Annotated in this window: 17 protein-coding genes; 10 read left to right on the top strand and 7 right to left on the bottom strand. The window is 61.6% G+C overall.

Going from position 1 to position 15,515, the window contains the following annotated elements:
* Positions 1–20 precede the first annotated feature (20 nt).
* The 3 genes from V7R84_RS02280 to V7R84_RS02270 are packed head-to-tail and all read right to left on the bottom strand — an operon-like array spanning position 21 to position 3,990.
* Positions 21–509, bottom strand: coding sequence for a carbonic anhydrase (locus V7R84_RS02280; protein WP_338571635.1), 489 nt, complete (start codon positions 507–509; stop codon positions 21–23).
* Entirely contained in the window at positions 506–2,941 is a 2,436-nt protein-coding gene (locus V7R84_RS02275) for a DNA topoisomerase IV subunit A (protein WP_338571632.1), read from the bottom strand. Before V7R84_RS02275 ends, V7R84_RS02280 begins: the two co-directional genes overlap by 4 nt.
* A gap of 8 nt (positions 2,942–2,949) precedes the next feature.
* Positions 2,950–3,990, bottom strand: a complete 1,041-nt coding sequence (locus V7R84_RS02270) for an App1 family protein (protein WP_338571629.1) — start codon at positions 3,988–3,990, stop codon at positions 2,950–2,952.
* Between the two features lie 30 nt (positions 3,991–4,020).
* On the opposite strand from V7R84_RS02270, the gene V7R84_RS02265 reads away from it, so the two are divergent.
* From V7R84_RS02265 to V7R84_RS02250, 4 genes are read left to right on the top strand one after another with little or no spacing between them, the layout of a single operon-like run.
* Positions 4,021–4,599, top strand: coding sequence for a DUF5998 family protein (locus V7R84_RS02265; protein WP_338571627.1), 579 nt, complete (start codon positions 4,021–4,023; stop codon positions 4,597–4,599).
* Positions 4,596–5,708, top strand: a complete 1,113-nt coding sequence (locus V7R84_RS02260; RefSeq protein WP_338571626.1) for an alkaline phosphatase family protein — start codon at positions 4,596–4,598, stop codon at positions 5,706–5,708. Before V7R84_RS02265 ends, V7R84_RS02260 begins: the two co-directional genes overlap by 4 nt.
* Positions 5,705–6,937, top strand: coding sequence for a glycosyltransferase (locus V7R84_RS02255; RefSeq protein ID WP_338571625.1), 1,233 nt, complete (start codon positions 5,705–5,707; stop codon positions 6,935–6,937). The genes V7R84_RS02260 and V7R84_RS02255 overlap by 4 nt, the downstream gene beginning before the upstream one ends.
* Positions 6,930–7,568, top strand: coding sequence for a thymidine kinase (locus V7R84_RS02250; protein ID WP_338571623.1), 639 nt, complete (start codon positions 6,930–6,932; stop codon positions 7,566–7,568). The genes V7R84_RS02255 and V7R84_RS02250 overlap by 8 nt, the downstream gene beginning before the upstream one ends.
* A 123-nt stretch (positions 7,569–7,691) precedes the next feature.
* Here the strand turns inward: V7R84_RS02250 and sepH are convergent, their stop codons facing one another.
* Positions 7,692–8,636 (bottom strand): septation protein SepH, encoded by a 945-nt coding sequence (gene sepH, locus V7R84_RS02245; RefSeq protein ID WP_338571621.1) that lies wholly within the window; start codon positions 8,634–8,636, stop codon positions 7,692–7,694.
* 99 nt (positions 8,637–8,735) lie between these two features.
* Here sepH and V7R84_RS02240 point away from each other — a divergent pair, with 99 nt between their 5' ends.
* Positions 8,736–9,032: a DUF4193 domain-containing protein gene (locus tag V7R84_RS02240; RefSeq protein WP_338571620.1), complete on the top strand. Its 297-nt coding sequence runs from the start codon at positions 8,736–8,738 to the stop codon at positions 9,030–9,032.
* 6 nt (positions 9,033–9,038) lie between these two features.
* Here the strand turns inward: V7R84_RS02240 and V7R84_RS02235 are convergent, their stop codons facing one another.
* Positions 9,039–9,332, bottom strand: a complete 294-nt coding sequence (locus tag V7R84_RS02235) for a DUF4235 domain-containing protein (protein WP_338571617.1) — start codon at positions 9,330–9,332, stop codon at positions 9,039–9,041.
* Positions 9,333–9,413: 81 nt separating this feature from the next.
* Here V7R84_RS02235 and dut point away from each other — a divergent pair, with 81 nt between their 5' ends.
* The 3 genes from dut to V7R84_RS02220 are packed head-to-tail and all read left to right on the top strand — an operon-like array spanning position 9,414 to position 10,887.
* A complete protein-coding gene (gene dut, locus V7R84_RS02230) occupies positions 9,414–9,848 on the top strand; it encodes a dUTP diphosphatase (RefSeq protein WP_338571615.1) in 435 nt (144 codons plus the stop codon).
* A gap of 17 nt (positions 9,849–9,865) precedes the next feature.
* A complete protein-coding gene (locus V7R84_RS02225; RefSeq protein WP_338571612.1) occupies positions 9,866–10,531 on the top strand; it encodes a DUF3710 domain-containing protein in 666 nt (221 codons plus the stop codon).
* Positions 10,528–10,887 (top strand): OB-fold nucleic acid binding domain-containing protein, encoded by a 360-nt coding sequence (locus tag V7R84_RS02220; RefSeq protein ID WP_338571609.1) that lies wholly within the window; start codon positions 10,528–10,530, stop codon positions 10,885–10,887. Before V7R84_RS02225 ends, V7R84_RS02220 begins: the two co-directional genes overlap by 4 nt.
* A 19-nt stretch (positions 10,888–10,906) precedes the next feature.
* On the opposite strand, the gene V7R84_RS02215 is transcribed toward V7R84_RS02220, so the two are convergent.
* Both V7R84_RS02215 and V7R84_RS02210 read right to left on the bottom strand, forming a co-directional pair.
* Positions 10,907–11,569, bottom strand: coding sequence for a TrkA family potassium uptake protein (locus V7R84_RS02215; RefSeq protein WP_338571606.1), 663 nt, complete (start codon positions 11,567–11,569; stop codon positions 10,907–10,909).
* A gap of 18 nt (positions 11,570–11,587) precedes the next feature.
* Positions 11,588–12,250, bottom strand: coding sequence for a TrkA family potassium uptake protein (locus V7R84_RS02210; RefSeq protein WP_338571604.1), 663 nt, complete (start codon positions 12,248–12,250; stop codon positions 11,588–11,590).
* 87 nt (positions 12,251–12,337) lie between these two features.
* On the opposite strand from V7R84_RS02210, the gene V7R84_RS02205 reads away from it, so the two are divergent.
* Both V7R84_RS02205 and V7R84_RS02200 read left to right on the top strand, forming a co-directional pair.
* On the top strand, positions 12,338–14,311 hold the full coding sequence (locus tag V7R84_RS02205; protein WP_338571601.1) for an APC family permease: 1,974 nt from the start codon (positions 12,338–12,340) through the stop codon (positions 14,309–14,311).
* Positions 14,308–15,441 carry a class I SAM-dependent RNA methyltransferase gene (locus V7R84_RS02200; RefSeq protein ID WP_338571598.1) on the top strand — a complete coding sequence of 378 codons (1,134 nt, stop codon included), beginning with the start codon at positions 14,308–14,310 and terminating at the stop codon, positions 15,439–15,441. Before V7R84_RS02205 ends, V7R84_RS02200 begins: the two co-directional genes overlap by 4 nt.
* Positions 15,442–15,515 lie beyond the last annotated feature (74 nt).

Genomic DNA, 15,515 nt, shown 5'->3' with positions numbered 1-15,515 from the left:
CGCAACGGGCGGTGAGGCTTTCAGAGGATCTGCTCCAGCAGACCAGTGTCCACGTCGTACATGAATCCCCCGACCTTGGCCTGGTTCTTTATCAGGGGATGAGCCAGCACGGCGGAGACGTCCTGTTTCAAACGGTTCATCTGGTCCGGGCTGGCACCGAAACTCAACCAGGTGGCGTCCATGCCGTTGCGTTCCGCGATCGACTGGTGCAGCGCCTCGTCAGTTCCCGCCATGGCGCAGCGGGTGTGGGGGATGAGCATGATCCGGTCGACGTGGAGCAGCTGGACCGCCAGCACCAGACCCGTCATGGTCCAGGGCGCCACCCAGCCGCCGGGGGAGCGGAGGATCTTGGCGTCACCAGGACCGAGACCGACCATGGGCAACGGATCGATGCGTGAATCCATGCAGGTGACGATTGCCACTCCCGCGTGGGCGATGCCGTCGGCTCCCTGCCGGGAGAAATTCTCTGCGTAGCTGCGGTTGGCGGAGAGCAGGTCGTCGAAACTCATGGGATCAACTCAACCACTTCTGGGAGGCACCGGGCCCCGAGCATCTCGACAACCCCCTTCAAGGGAACACCAGAGCCGTCACGTTTCGGTGTGGGCTCCGGTAGGGCAACCGGCGTTCCATCTGCGGTAGCAGCGGTCACAAACCCGCCGATGGCAGCGGCGATGAGGGCTGTTTCCCCCTTCAGGAAACGTTGGCACCTGACTCCACCGGTGGCCCGGCCCTTTGTCGGATACTCGGCCAGCGGGGTGACCTTGGCGCCGCCTGCGGTATGTCCGAACAACGAATCCGGCGCCCCCGCGATTGTGACCACGAGATCCGTTGCGGGATCGACCCCACCGAAGAACAACACCTTCGCCTCTGCTGAAAGCTTCACTCCGGCGACACCTCCGCCCAGACGCCCCTGCGGACGCACCAAGTCAGCGGAGAAGTGCAGCAGCTGCGCATCCGAGGTGATGAACGCCAAGTTCGGGGAGGCCAGTTCCACCGCCCCTACGACTTCATCGCCGTCCTCGAGGCGGATCACGTCCCACGAATCCTTCCCGATCACCTCGGGGTTGACCCGTTTGACCACGCCTCGGAGCGTCCCCAGAGCCAGTCCAGGCCCCCCGGGGTCGAGGGAGGTCAGACCGACCACCCGTTCCCCCTGCTCCAGAGGCCACAACTCCCGCGCGGCGGAACCGCCTTGCAGGTTCGGGGCAGTGGCGGTCAGCGGCACGGTAGGAAGCTCGATGGCCTTGGCTCGCAGCAGGCGTCCCGTGTTGGTAAGCACCCCGAACTCGGCGCGAGAGGTGACCTTGATCGCGGCAGCGATCACGTCGTGGGCGGCCCTGGGACCCGTCACGGGCAAGGGAGCGGCAGAGTCGGTGCGGGCCGCGCGTCCCGTCGTCGACAACAGCACCCAGCATGGCTCGTCGGCAACCTCCAGGGGAGCCGCCGACCTGACCACGCCGTCGGAAGCCAGCAACACCGTCCTGCGGGGGGTTCCGAACCGCTCAGCCATCTCGTCCAGCTCCGATGCCACCAAGGTGTTCAAGACTGTGTCATCGTCGAGGATGCGCTGCAACTCCTCGATGCGGGCAGCCAGTTCGTCGGCCTCAGCTTTCAACTCCAGCGTGGAGTACTTCGTCAGACGGCGCAGCTGCATATCCAGGATGTGGTTTGCCTGCACCTCGTCCAGGTCGAATGCACCCATCAACCGAGTGCGGGCTTCGGTAGCGTTCTCACTGGAGCGAACGATTGCTATGACCTCGTCGATGTCGACGATGGCCAGCAGCAACCCTGCGACCAGGTGCAGCCGTTCCTGAGCCTTGCCGAGGCGGTGCTGGGTGCGGCGGATCGTCACGTGGAGCCGGTGCTCCAGGTAGACCTCCAACATTTGCTTCAAGGTGAGGGTCCGTGGCTGGCCCTCCACCAGCGCCACCGCGTTGATCGCGAAGGTGTCCTCCAGCTTCGTCACCCGGTAGAGCTGCTCCAACAAGGCCTCGGGATTGATGCCGTTCTTGACCTCCACCACCAGCCTGGTGCCGTTGGCCAGGTCAGTCAGGTCCTTCACCCCGGCGATGCCGACCAGCTTTCGCGAATCGATGCCCTTCTTGATCTGCTCGATGATCCTTTCCGGACCAACCAGGTAGGGCAGTTCGGTGATGACGATCCCTCGTCGGCGCGCCGAAACCCGCTCGATGCTGGCCCTGGCGCGAACCTTGAAGGAGCCACGCCCGGTGGCATAGGCGTCACGGATGCCGTCGAGACCGATTATCCTTCCCCCGCTGGGAAAGTCGGGGCCGGGCAGGTGCCGCATCAACTCCTCCAAGGAGATATCCCGGTCCCCCAGCAACGCCTTCAATGCGGAAACCACTTCCCGGAGGTTGTGTGGGGCGATGTTGGTGGCCATTCCCACCGCGATCCCCGAGGCGCCGTTGACCAGGAGGTTCGGCAGAGCGGCAGGCAGCACATCGGGCTCGGTGTCCTTGCCATCGTAGTTCGGCCTGAAATCGACGACGTCCTCGTCCAAGCCCGCAGTCATCGCCACCGCGGGATGGGCCATCCGGCATTCGGTGTAGCGCATCGCGGCCGGTCCTGCATCGAGTGAGCCGAAGTTTCCGTGACCATCGACCAGAGGAAGTCGCATTGCCCACGGCTGTGCCATGCGCACCAGAGCGTCATAGATGGCACTGTCACCGTGCGGATGCAGCACGCCCATCACCTGACCAACCACGCGGGCGCACTTCACGTGCCCCTTCTCAGGTTTGACACCCATCTCATCCATCGAGAACAAGATGCGTCGCTGGACAGGTTTCAGGCCATCGCGGGCATCCGGCAAAGCACGGGCATAGATGACGGAATAGGCGTACTCGAGGAAACTGGACTCCATCTCCTCGGTGACATCGACGTCCAGGATGTGTTCCTCGAACTCCTCTGTGGTATCGGTCATGGGCTGCTTCAGATCTCCTCGAGCCGGATCAACGGGCGTAGCTTATCGGCAAGTCCATCCCCGTCAGAGGCACGGACCTCCGGGGCTAGATCCGGGGTCCACTCCCAAATGTCGGGGGTCTCGGTCAGGGTTCCGTGAGCCAAGGCGTGTTCTCCGGGGGTGAGCTGACGGATCGCGCGGGCCGCGACATGGTCCGGTTGGAGACTTGCGAACTCGGCGTACAGGTCGGGGTCGTGCTGACCGTCGTCGCCGACCAGAAGCCAGCGGATGTTGGGGAGGTCCCGGGCCAGTTCCCGCAGACAGGTGCGTTTGTGATGAGCCCCGCTGCGGAACCACCCGGTGTTGGTCGGTCCCCAGTCGGTCAGTAGCAGCGCGCCACGTGGGAAACCGTGGCGCTTGAGGAAACGTGTGACCATGGGATAGGTGTTCCAAGCTCCCGTCGAAACGAAGATGAGCGGCGCCCCCGGGTGGGCGGCGATCAGCTGTTGGAACAGACGCGACATGCCCGGGACCGCCTGTCTGGCTTGCTCGGTCAGCACCAGGGAATTCCAGGCCGCGACCATGGGGCGGGGAAGCCACGTGGACAAGATAGTGTCGTCAATGTCCGAGACGATCCCAAAGGTCTGGTCCTCGTCGATCACATGGACTGGGGCCCAGTTGGAGGCACCACCGGCACCCTCGATGAGTACCTGATGCCATCCGACAGGTAGACCGTGGTCGCGGATCCGGACGTCGATATAGCCACCCCGGTCGGCCTGAACCGGGACTCTGAGATCCCCGATGATGACCTCGGCCCTGGAAGTCACCTTCGCGGCGGCGATGAAATTACGCCATCCGCGACGGTGCAGCAGGTCTGTCGCTGCCTGCACGATCCCTGCATCCTTCGGAGGACGCAGCACGACCCGCGCGAGGACACGAACCTGCTTGGTGGTGCCGAAACCGGTGTACGAGGTGATGCATTCCTGCCAGCCGCGGCGTAGCAGGAAACTATTCAGCACTCGGTTCAGGTGATCCTCGATGCGGGCAGCGAAGAAGGGCCGAGACTTCATGGTGTCTCAATTTAGTGGAAGAATGGCCGGGTGATTCAGCTGTCCCCCGAGGCCTCCATAGCCGCTGCACTCAAGAAAGAGGTGGAGGACTGCCGGTTCTTCCCCGAACTTGTCTGGGCGAGCATCTCCGGGGCATTGGGACAGCAGAGCATGCTCGGTTATCTCGTTCACCACGAGGCCAGCTTCGCGACGGGTGACTTACAGCGGCACCTCACGGCGCTTGTGCTCACGGACAGGCGGCTGATTATCAGCCACACCGATGAACAGGATGCCGGCTATCCGGATCGCGCCATAACCAGCGCTGAGGCGGTGGCTCTTAGAGCCATCCACTCTGTCGTGGTGACCCGCTCCGTGCATCACCCGGAGAAATACCCTTCCAACGGATCGCAGCTCGTCGAAGCCTGGCTCACCCTGGCGTGGGGAGCTGCTTCTCGCCTTGACATCGGTCCCGCAACATGTGAAGACCCGCAGTGTGAGGCCGACCATGGATGGACCGGAATGTCGGTTCCGAACGATCTGACCGTCCGAATGAGCCCTGCGGGTGACGGATGGCAGAGCGTCGACAAGCTCATGGCATTTGGCTCCCTGCTGCAGGAGCACGTCGGATGAACGAGTTCGTGCTGCCCGACTACGGGGGGGCCTGCCTGAGTAATCTGCTGCCCAGCGTCGCGTCCCGGTTACTGGGGGAGACCCCGCTGCTCGACGTGCCGAGGGCAGCGCGATACGTCATTCTGCTGGTCGACGGCCTCGGTTGGTACCCCATAGCCGAGCACAGCCACGACAGTGGCTTGTTCGCCCCGAGATTGGGAGAAGCCACACGCCTGACATGCGCGGTGCCCTCGACCACCGCAACATCCCTGACCAGTCTCGGGTGCGGTTCTGCTCCCGGCAGCCATGGGGTGGTTGGCTACTCCTTTCTCGATCCCGATCGCAGCTGTGTGGTGAACGCCCTGACGTGGGCGGGCGGCCCCGTCGACATCGAGAATTTTGTCTGCACGCCAACTCTCTACCAACGGATGCGTTCCTGGGGGTTCACCAGTGGCTGCGTCAGTCTCGCCCGGTTCAAGGGCAGCGGACTCCAGAGGTTGGCTTTCGGTGGAACTGAACACATCGGGGTGGATGTGGAAGGCGACCATCGGGCATTCATCGGGCTGGTCATAGGGGCCCTGCGCGACCACGAGGTGGTCTACGCCTACGAACGCGGCCTCGACCACAGCGGGCACGCACACGGGGTGGGAAGCTGGCAGTGGCTGGATTCCCTGGCCCGGGCGGAGGAGCTCGTCACGGGCCTGTTGGAAAACCTCCCGGATGACACGTGCCTGCTAGTCACGGGTGACCACGGCATGGTTGACGTTCCTGAGCAACACCGGATCACGATCGAGAATCACCCGGATTTGATGGGGGTCTGGCGGGTGGGAGGTGAACCTAGGCTCCGACAGCTCTACAACCGGCAACCCGAGCAGCTTGCCAGTATCTGGGCCTCGGAGCTGGGGGAACGAGCCGAGGTGTGGCTGCGCGATGACGCGATCGATGCGGGCTGGCTCGGTGATGTGACCGACCGGGTTCGTTCTCGAATCGGTGATGTGCTGGTCGTCATGCATGACGACTGGGCCATTCATACCCGGAACCTTCCGAAGGAGTTCGGGCTCCGGGGCCAGCATGGTTCCCTTACTGCCGCCGAGATGTATGTACCGCTTTTCGCATTCGGACCGAAATGATGCACATAGCGCTGCTGATAGACGATTTTTTTCCCTCTTCCGGCGGGATCGGTCGTTCTGTCGAGACTCAGATCCAGGAACTCACGGACCTGGGGCACCGGGTGAGCCTCATAGCCCCTGACCGACACCTGGAGAAACCTCGGAACTGTCGAGTTATCGAGTGCCCGACCATCTATGTCGAGGGGCTTCCCGCACACCTGAGCATCCTGCACAACTCGGAACGCCGCGCCCGGCTGATTACGAAGTGCGCACGCTTTGACGTGGTGCACACGCAAACCGAACGAGGGGCTTTGATCTTGGGAGCCAGGATCGCGAGGCTCCAGGGCATCCCGCATCTCCACACCTTCCATGCCAACGTCGCAGGCACGCACCAGACCGTCAAGGCAGCGATCTTTGGTACCTGGCTCTACCAGTTCCTCATCAACCCGTTGTTGACCAGGGCAGCAGGACGGGCTTCCAGCCGCTCCCGACTGGTGTCCCGAGCCCAGGAACCAGGTGGGCTGGCCGCCCGAATGGATTGGGCATCCTTTGCTGATATCGCAGGCAAGGTTGATGCTTGGACCGTCCCCAGCCCCTTCATGAAGGAGCTGGTCGAGACCGCCGCCACCCACCAGATTCCCGGATACGTGGTCCCCACCGGCGTTGGCCGTGGCATGTTGGAAGCCATCTCCCACGCCCGCAGGGAACGCTCTGATGAGACGGTGCGGTTCACGACCGTTGGGCGGCTGGCGAAGGAGAAACGCTTGGACGTTCTGGTCCGGGCCTTCCGGCATGCCGACATACCGGACTCAGAACTGGTGATCGTCGGGGACGGTGACCAGCGTCCGCTACTCAGGATGTTGGCTGCGGGCGCCGGAAACATTGATTTCCGGGGCCATCTGCGTTCCCTCGATGCGATTGCCTACGAACTGGTGAACTCTGATGTGTTCGTGTTGACGAGTCATCGGTTCGACTCCCAGGCGCTAGTGCTCTCCGAGGCTGTGGCAGCGGGACTTCCGATCCTCTACTGTGACGACCGCCTGACCGTGGCAACCTCACCAGAATCTGCGCTCCTGACCGAACCGGACATCACATCGTTGGCAGCCGGGATGAGGAGACTCGCCGATCCCGGGCGGCGCGCCGCGATGCGTTCCGCTTCCCGGGGCCTGCTCGAAGAACTCACCCCGCGGCATACCGCCGAGGCATATGTTTCCATTTACGAGGAACTGATCGGAGCCATGAGTGCCTGAACTTGTTTTTCACACTGGCCCTATGTACTGCGGAAAATCGACCCTTGCCCTGCAGTTCGACCACACCCAGTCCACGCACGGCAGACAGGGACGGATCTTCACGTCCCAGGACCGTTCGGGCGCGGCGCGTGTCTCCTCCCGGCTGGGGCTCGAAGCGCCAGCCACTGAGGTTGACGAGGGATTCGACTTCTGGACCCATGTCATATCCCAGCTGGTGGCAGGCAAACGAGTGGATTATCTCGTCTGCGACGAAGCGCAGTTCTACACAGGAGAGCAGGTGGAGCAGCTTGCCCGGATCGTGGATGAACTACAGATCGATGTCTATACCTTCGGGATCCTCGCGGACTTTAGAACCAGGTTGTTTCCCGGATCACAACGGTTGGTAGAACTGGCCGACCGCGTGGAAACCCTTCCAATGGGACCGCTGTGCTGGTGTGGAGAAAAGGGAACTCACAACGCCCGAACCGTTGATGGTCTGATGGTCACGGAGGGCTCTCAGGTGGTGGTGGGTGACACCGGATCGGGAGAGATTCGCTATGAAGTGTTGTGCAGGGCCCATCACCGGCGAGGCATGACAGCGACCAGAGCTCGTGCCACCTTGGGGGAGGATCCTCTTCCTTTTGGGGATTGAAAAGGGCCTTGACGACGTGGCCGAGAAGCGTAGCGGACGACAGACAATGCAGGCCCCTTCGGCTAGGAGAGTGGAGTGATCGGCTGGTGACAGTGCACACGGATCCCCGACCTCAGGAAGAATTCAGTGGGCTGGGCCACCGAACATAATTTCGTCCCAGCTCGGGACACGAGCTCTGCGTCGATGCCGTGACCTGGGTTGCGGAGAGGTGTCCTCGGTATCGATCAGTGAGTCCTGTGGTGACCCGATGAGGGAAGTTTCGACAGTTTCGGTGATGTCTACCTCAGGTATTCCTGCGAAATCATCGATGACCTCCGTCTCCTCGAAGTCTTCTTCGAGCGAGGTATGTTCTGCGCCTTCCTGAGCTGCTTCCTCCGCTGGATCTTCGTCGAGACCGACGTAGATCCGTACTGAGTCCTCGCTCACACCGCTCAACATGTCATAGAGGTCGTCGAGTTCGGACGTTGCGGGTCCCTCATCGAAGCTGTCGGTGGGAACATCATCTCCCGGGAGGGCCGGAGGCAAGATGGGTTGTGTGGTTGCACGAACCAGAGCGAACTCGTCGTCGAAGTCGACGGTGTTCTCGTTGTCGGGATCCTTGCTGCCTGGTATCTCCTCACCGATCATCCATCGAGCATCCGGGTTGTCGGCAATGGTGAAACGACCCCGGGGATCAAAGATGAACTCTGCTCTGCGCTCGTGGCTCGCCAGCACGCCCACCAGTCTCCACTTGCGGTCGGGCTCCCGCCATGAATCCCAGGAGATGCCTTCCGAATCGATACCTCGGGCCTGGAGACGAGTTGAGATCAGTTCTTGAAGGCGTCGATGGCCTGATCCATCTCCGCGGCGTCTGACCGCACACTCCAAGGCAGTGTTCGTCATGTGCTCGCGTTCCGCCAGCACGGGAAGGGCAAACCCTTCGATCCGCTCCGGTTCCACTCCGGCTTCCGTGGCCACCTCAGTGAGCGTGGCCCCTCCACGGATGCGGGACTGGATCTCCCGCGGGCTCAGTGCGCTGTCCATGCAAACTCCCCTGTGTGTCTGGTTGAACAACCTACCAGCCGACACCGCCGGAACCTGGGACTTGCGCCACGCTCAGGATGTGGTACACATAGCCCCGATCAATTTCGGGACGAACCGACGGCGAGACTAGGAGGGATCACGGACATGGCCACCGACTACGACGCACCGCGTAAGAGCGACGAGGAGATGAGTGAGGATTCACTCGAGGAGCTCAAGACGCGCCGCAATGACAAGAATTCCGGCAAGGTCGACGAGGACGAGGTCGAGGCAGCGGAATCATTCGAACTACCGGGCGCCGATCTCTCTCATGAAGAGCTCACGGTACGCGTACTGCCCCGGCAGTCGAATGAATTTACCTGTGCTTCGTGCTTCTTGGTCAAGTCTCAGAGCCAGCTGGCGGAGACTAAGGGTGAGCTCAAGTATTGCGTCGACTGCGTCTGAGCGAGTTCACAGATCCATCTTGTTACGCAGCTGGCCGGGGCTCTTGCGGCCAGTGTTCGAGAACCAGCGGCGGTGCATGTAGCGATTCATCGTGAGTTGGGCCATGCCCACTCCCAGCCCGCTGCACAGGGCCCAGATGAGTGCTTGGGTCAGTGGCGTGTCGGGGTCGTTCGGATCCGGAGGGACGTCGCCGGTGGCAGTTTCCCATGCTTTCGTTATCAGTTTCTGGGTGAGAAGAGTCGTGGCCGCTCCGAGTGCGCCTGCGTAGATCTTCCACAAAATCTTTTCCTCAACTGCCATGGCAGGGTCCTTTCGGTGTTTCCAAGGGCTCCCATTATCTCGCGGCTCCCGGTTGGGCTGCAGCCGCGCTAGATTGGCCGGGTGTGCGAAATTCCTGTGGTTGGGGCTGCTGCTGAGTTCCTGCCCCGTTATGCCAGAGCCGGAGACGCGGGCGCCGACCTGCGCATCACCGAGACCGTCACTCTACAGCCGGGAGAACGAGTACTTGTCGGCACCGGGGTGCGCCTCGCCCTTCCTTCGGGCACAGTGGGAATGGTGACGCCCCGTTCCGGGCACGCGGCGCGCCAAGGTCTCGGGATCGTGAACAGTCCCGGCATCATCGATTCCGGTTATCGTGGCGAGATCCGTATCTGCCTGATCAACCTTGACACGACGAAGGCCGTGGAACTTCAAGCGGGAGAGCGAGTTGCCCAGCTGGTCATCGTGCCTTTCATCTCCGCCCAGTTCACTCCGGTCGCTGAACTCGACGCGACGGAGCGCGGTCAAGGCGGTTATGGTTCAACCGGACAACAGTGAAATCACAAGGGAGCAGTATGAGATCCGCTGACGAGGAGACGGTCGAGGAGATCGAGGACGACGAGGAAATCGTCGAGGAAAAGACCGATGAGGAGAAGTGGGCCGAGATCGACGAAAAGTTCGACCGCGACGAGGGGCCTTTCGACATCGATGAAGTGGATTTGGAGGGCGATGACGTCCAGCGGATAGATCTGGGGGCCCTCATTGTCACCCCCTTCGAGGAGATGCAGCTGCAGCTGCAGGTGGATGAACCTCGGCAACAGGTCCAGTCCTTCCTGGTAGGAGATGGGGTTTCAGCCATGGAGGTTGCACTGTTCGCTGGCCCGAGACGGACCTCGATGCTCGCGGAAATTCGTGAGGAGATCACGGCGGCCACAGAGAAGGAGGGTGGGGAGGTCACCCTCCTGGAAGGGCCGTTCGGTGTCGAATTGCGCCGTCGCCAACCCGTCACCGATGCCCAAGGCAGGCGTGGCACGCACGTTTCCCGCACGTGGCTGGTCGGGGGGCCCGGGTGGGTGCTCCGCGGGATCGTCTTCGGACGCGCTGCCCTCGAGCCGGAGGATGAGGACGTGAGCATCGCCCTTCTGGAGTGTTTCGGCAATCTCGTGGTCTGCAGGGGAACTTCCCCAGCCGCTCCGGGCAGCCTCATTCCTTTGACGATCCCGGACCTGGAGCAGAAATGACCAGTGAGCGGCACGGCCTCATGGGTCGGCTGCGGCGGATCCTCTCCCCGGCTGAGGAGCTGGAGGCAGCGGACCTCAAAGCGCGTTCACGTGACTGTGGCGCCAGCCCACTGGCCGAATGTTGTGACCGCGCAAGGGTGAAGATACGGGGCACCATCCGGTGGGTCACCAGCCTCGACATGGGCGGTGTGGAAGCTCTGCTGACAGATGGTACGGGCAGTATCGAATTGAACTGGACCGGTCGCCGTCGTCTGGATTGCATCACTCCCGGGTGCAACCTTGTCGTGCAGGGCCGGATCTCCCCCGGTGAAAATGGGCGCGTCATGTATAACCCTGAATTCGAGGTCCTCAGCTGACCCTACGGTAAACCACCGATCAGTTGAGTGGGGCGAACAGCGAGCTGAGTTCGCTCTCTGCGTCCTGACTGGCCACGAACAGCATCTCGTCCATGGCCTCAAGGGCGCCGTCACGTTCGGGTACCAGTGGGATACCGTCGCGAATGATGGCCACCAGGACTACCTCGCGGGGTAGCTCCAGATCACGGATTCGGCGACCGACGAAAGGACTGTGTCGCGGCAACCGGATCTCAGAAAGGTTCGTGGTGGACTTGGTGAAGGTGAACAGCCTCACCAAATCACCGGTTGCGACTGCTTCCTCCACCAAGGCAGACATGATGCGCGGAGTGGAAACCGCGACATCAACTCCCCAGGCCTCGTCGAAGAGCCACTCGTTGCCCGGATGATTGATTCGTGCGACCGTCCGAGGCACCCCGAACTCTGTCTTGGCGAGCAGGGAATGTACCAAATTCACCTTGTCGTCACCGCTGGCGGCGATCGCGACATCACAGTTCTCCAGCTCCGCCTCCTCCAGACTCTGGAGCTCACAGGCGTCCGCCTGGAACCACTCCGCCCCGGGCACGGAGTCGGGGTTTATAGCTGCTGGATCTTTTTCGATCAGGAGAACCTGATGACCGTTGCTGATCAGCTCACGTGCGATGGATCGGCCGACGTTGCCGGCTCCGGCGATGGCTACTCGCATGGTAATTCCTCACAGATCTCAGGAGCGGGTCGGGGGAGCGGCGAACAAGGACTCCACAGCATCGGTTCGTTCGGTCTCGCAGGCGACGAAAATCAGATCCCCATCCTGGAATACTGTTTGGGAGTCCGGGACGATGCCGCGCCCCGTACGGGAGACGAACGGGATGGGTGCCTGAGCCGCTGCAGACATATCCCTGATACGCCTACCCACCCAGCCCGAATGGACGTAGATCTGAAGCAGGCGAACCGTCCCCGACGGGTCGCGCCACACGGGCTCGCTGCCCTCTGGCAGCAACCTGCGCATCACTTGACCCACGGTCCAGCGAACGGTGGCAACGGTGGGGATGCCCAATCTTTCATAGACGGCGGCCCTGCCTTGGTCGTAGATGCGGGCCACCACATTGTCCACCCCATACTGTTCACGAACCACCCTGGCTGCAAGGATGTTCGAGTTGTCACCACTGGAAACGGCGGCGAAACCATCGGCATGACGGATGTCGGCAGCTTCCAGGACCTCCCTGTCGAACCCGATACCGCTGACCGTAATTCCTTGGAAATCAAAACCAAGCCGCCGGAACGAATCCACGTTGACGTCGATCACCGCAACCGAATGCCCTCGCTTCTCGAGGCCCCGCGCAAGCATGGAACCAACACGACCGCAACCCATGATCACAATGTGCATCTGCGTTTACCTCCCGCTCCAGGGACTCCCGGATAATCGATCCGACGGTATCGCAATCACTCTGCGATAGGTCTACCGTAGGGCCTCGTGAACATCTATCAGGCGTTGAAGCGCTTGTTCGTCGGTCGCCGCCTGGCGAGCGCCCAGCTGGGAGAGACATTGCTCCCGAAGCGTCTTGCGCTGCCCGTGTTTGCTTCCGACGCCCTGAGCTCGGTTGCCTATGCACCCGACGAGATCCTGATCACCTTGTCCTTGGCAGGCATGACCGGATATCTCTTCTCGTGGCAGATCGGGCTCGCGGTCGGGGCCGTGATCGTTGTGGTTGTGATGTCCTACCGGCAGACCGTTCAGGCCTATCCGACCGGTGGGGGAGACTACGAGGTCGCCGCCGCCAACCTGGGAAGGTACGCCGGACTGACCGTTGCTTCGGCTTTGCTGGTCGACTACGTGTTGACGGTCGCCGTCTCGATTTCCGCCGGTGTGCTCAACGCCAAGGCGATGCTTCCCGGGATACGAGGTTATGAGGTGCCCATCGCAGTCGGGGTGATCGTTGTTCTGACCCTGATGAATCTGCGGGGAGTCAGGGACTCCGGAGGAATCCTGGCCTGGCCAACCTATGTCTTCATGTTCTCTATGCTCGTGATGCTCGCTGTAGGGTTCTTCCGGGTCCTGATCCTGGGGCAACCGTTGAGAAGCGAAACCTCGGATCTGACTGTGATCGGCACCCAAGGAACTGACCACACCTTTGGGTGGGTGCTGGTCGCGATCATCACCCGAGCCTTCTCTTCGGGCTGCGCAGCATTGACTGGTGTGGAAGCAGTCGCCAACGGTGTGCCGTCGTTTCGCCCTCCCAAGAGCCGCAATGCCGCATCAGTACTCGGGATGCTCGGGTTGATCGCGGTGACCATGCTCGTCGGGATCGTTCTATTGGCCAACCTGCTCCACGTGCACCTGATCGACGAGCTGACCGGAACCCACTACCTGGCCCCCGATGGTTCGACCATCCATACCGCTGCAGTAACCGTGACAGGGCAACTTGCCCGTGCAGTCTTCGGCGATTGGTTCCTTCCTGGGTTCTACGTGGTCATCATCGCCACCTTGTTGATCCTGTTCTTGGCGGCGAACACTGCTTTCAATGGTTTCCCGAGCCTGGCATCAATCCTTGCTAAGGATGGCTACCTACCTCGGCAGCTCCACACGCGAGGGGACCGTTTGGCCTATTCCAACGGGATCGTGCTGCTGGCAGTGGTAGCCATTCTTCTCGTGTGGGTTTTCAACGCTTCGGTGACTGCCCTGATCCAGCTCTACGTAGTCGGTGTCTTCATTTCCTTCACGGTTGGGCAGATCGGAATGGTATTGCACTGGAACCGTGCGCTTCGTGCCGAGAAGGACCGGGGTGAGCGGAGACGTATGAAACGTTCTCGCGTGATCAACCTCCTCGGTGCGGGAATGACTGCTGTGGTGCTCGTTGTCGTGCTCATCTCCAAGTTCGCCCACGGCGCTTATCTCGCCCTGGTTGCCATGGGAGTGATGTACCTGCTGATGGTTCTGATTCGAAGGCACTACGACCAGGTCAGGGATGAGCTGGCACTCCGGCCTGAATCTGACCGAGCATTGCCGAGCCGGGTCCGTGCGGTGGTTTTGGTGCAGCAGGTTAACCTGCCCACCGCGAAAGCCATCGCCTACGCAAAGGCATCTCGTGCGACTTCTTTGATGGGAGTGACGATCTCCGTTGACGACGAGGAGGCGCGCGAGCTCATGAAAGCGTGGCGGAAGGAGGATTTTGGGATTCCGCTGCGTGTGATCGCATCCCCCTACCGGGAGATCACTCAACCTTTCATCCGGTATGTGGCGGATCTTCGTACCGAGAATCCCCGGGATGTCGTGGCCGTCTACATTCCCGACTACGTGGTGGGAAACTGGCGGGAACGGCTGCTCCACAACCAGACCACCTTGTTGATCCGCACCAGGTTGCACTACATGAGTGGCGTGATGGTGATATCCGTACCCTACCAGCTCAGGAGTTCGCGGCAGCGTGAGGTCAGGCAGAGTGCGAGATGAAAGCTGAGGTTCAACTTGGACGAGTCGCCCATGGTGGAGTTGTCATCGGGCGGATCGACGACAAGGTGATTTTCGTCACGGGCGGACTGCCAGGAGAAAGAGTGATAGTCGAGATCACTGAGAGGGGCAGGCGGTTCGATCGAGGACATGTGGTTCAAGTTCTTGAGGCATCCTCTGGAAGGGTTGAGCCTCCGTGCCCGGTCGCGGGGGAGTGCGGTGGCTGTGATTGGCAGCATGCCAGTCCTGAGCTTCAACTTGACCTCAAAACGGCTGTCGTCGCGGAGCAGCTGTCTCGAATGGCGGGGATCACGTGGACCGGGCGGGTGGAGGCTGTTCAACCGATGGTCAACTGGCGTACCCGGATGAGGTACGCGGTCAGCAAAGGTCGGGTTGGGCTACGTGGGCGACGATCCCACGAGGTGGTGCCACTCCCCGAGACGGGATGCCTCGCGGCTGCTCCCGGCCCTCTCCCAGCACAGTTGAACGAACTCACGGAAGGCACCGAGTCGCTCAGCGTGGTTCGTTCGGCGAGCGGGGTCAGCGTGCTTGCCGATGGGAAAGTCCTTGTCGGTCGATCTCAGATCCGCGAGAAAGTAGGAAAGTTTTCCTTCAATGTGACGGTCTCCGGTTTCTGGCAGGTGCATCCCAAAGCGGCCGAGACCCTGCTTGACGCAGTCTTGGCAGGACTCAGGCCGAGATCGGGTGATCTGGCGCTCGATCTCTATTGCGGTTCCGGATTGTTTGCCGCTGGACTGGACCACGCTGGGGCTGAGGTTTTTGGGGTGGACGTGGACCGGGAGGCCGTTGCAAATGCTCGTATCAATGTGCCTCGAGGGCGGTTCTTGGCGTTGCCACTGGCGAAGGCACTGCGCCGGCTTCCGCCCGAGGTTGACCTGGTCGTCCTCGATCCGCCTCGCCGGGGTGCCGGGGCCGCCGTGGTGGCGAGGGTAGCGGATCTCGCGCCACGCGCCATCGCCCACGTGGCCTGCGATCCGGCCAGTCTGGCGAGGGATTTAGCGGATTTCGCTGCCCGGGGCTATGAAGCATGTCAGATTCGCGCCTTCGACCTGTTTCCTATGACTCACCATGTGGAGTGTGTCGCCATCCTGCGGCCCTCTACGAGATCTTAATGTGTTCACGAAAGCTTTTTGGGTACAGGGCGTCGCCGTGATATCTTGACGTCGAGATAAGCGGCGTGATGTGA

The sequence above is a fragment of the Arachnia propionica genome, assembly GCF_037055325.1.
Classification (GTDB): domain Bacteria; phylum Actinomycetota; class Actinomycetes; order Propionibacteriales; family Propionibacteriaceae; genus Arachnia.
The sequence above is the reverse complement of the archived record's forward strand: the minus strand, read 5'-3'. Positions and strand labels throughout refer to the sequence as shown.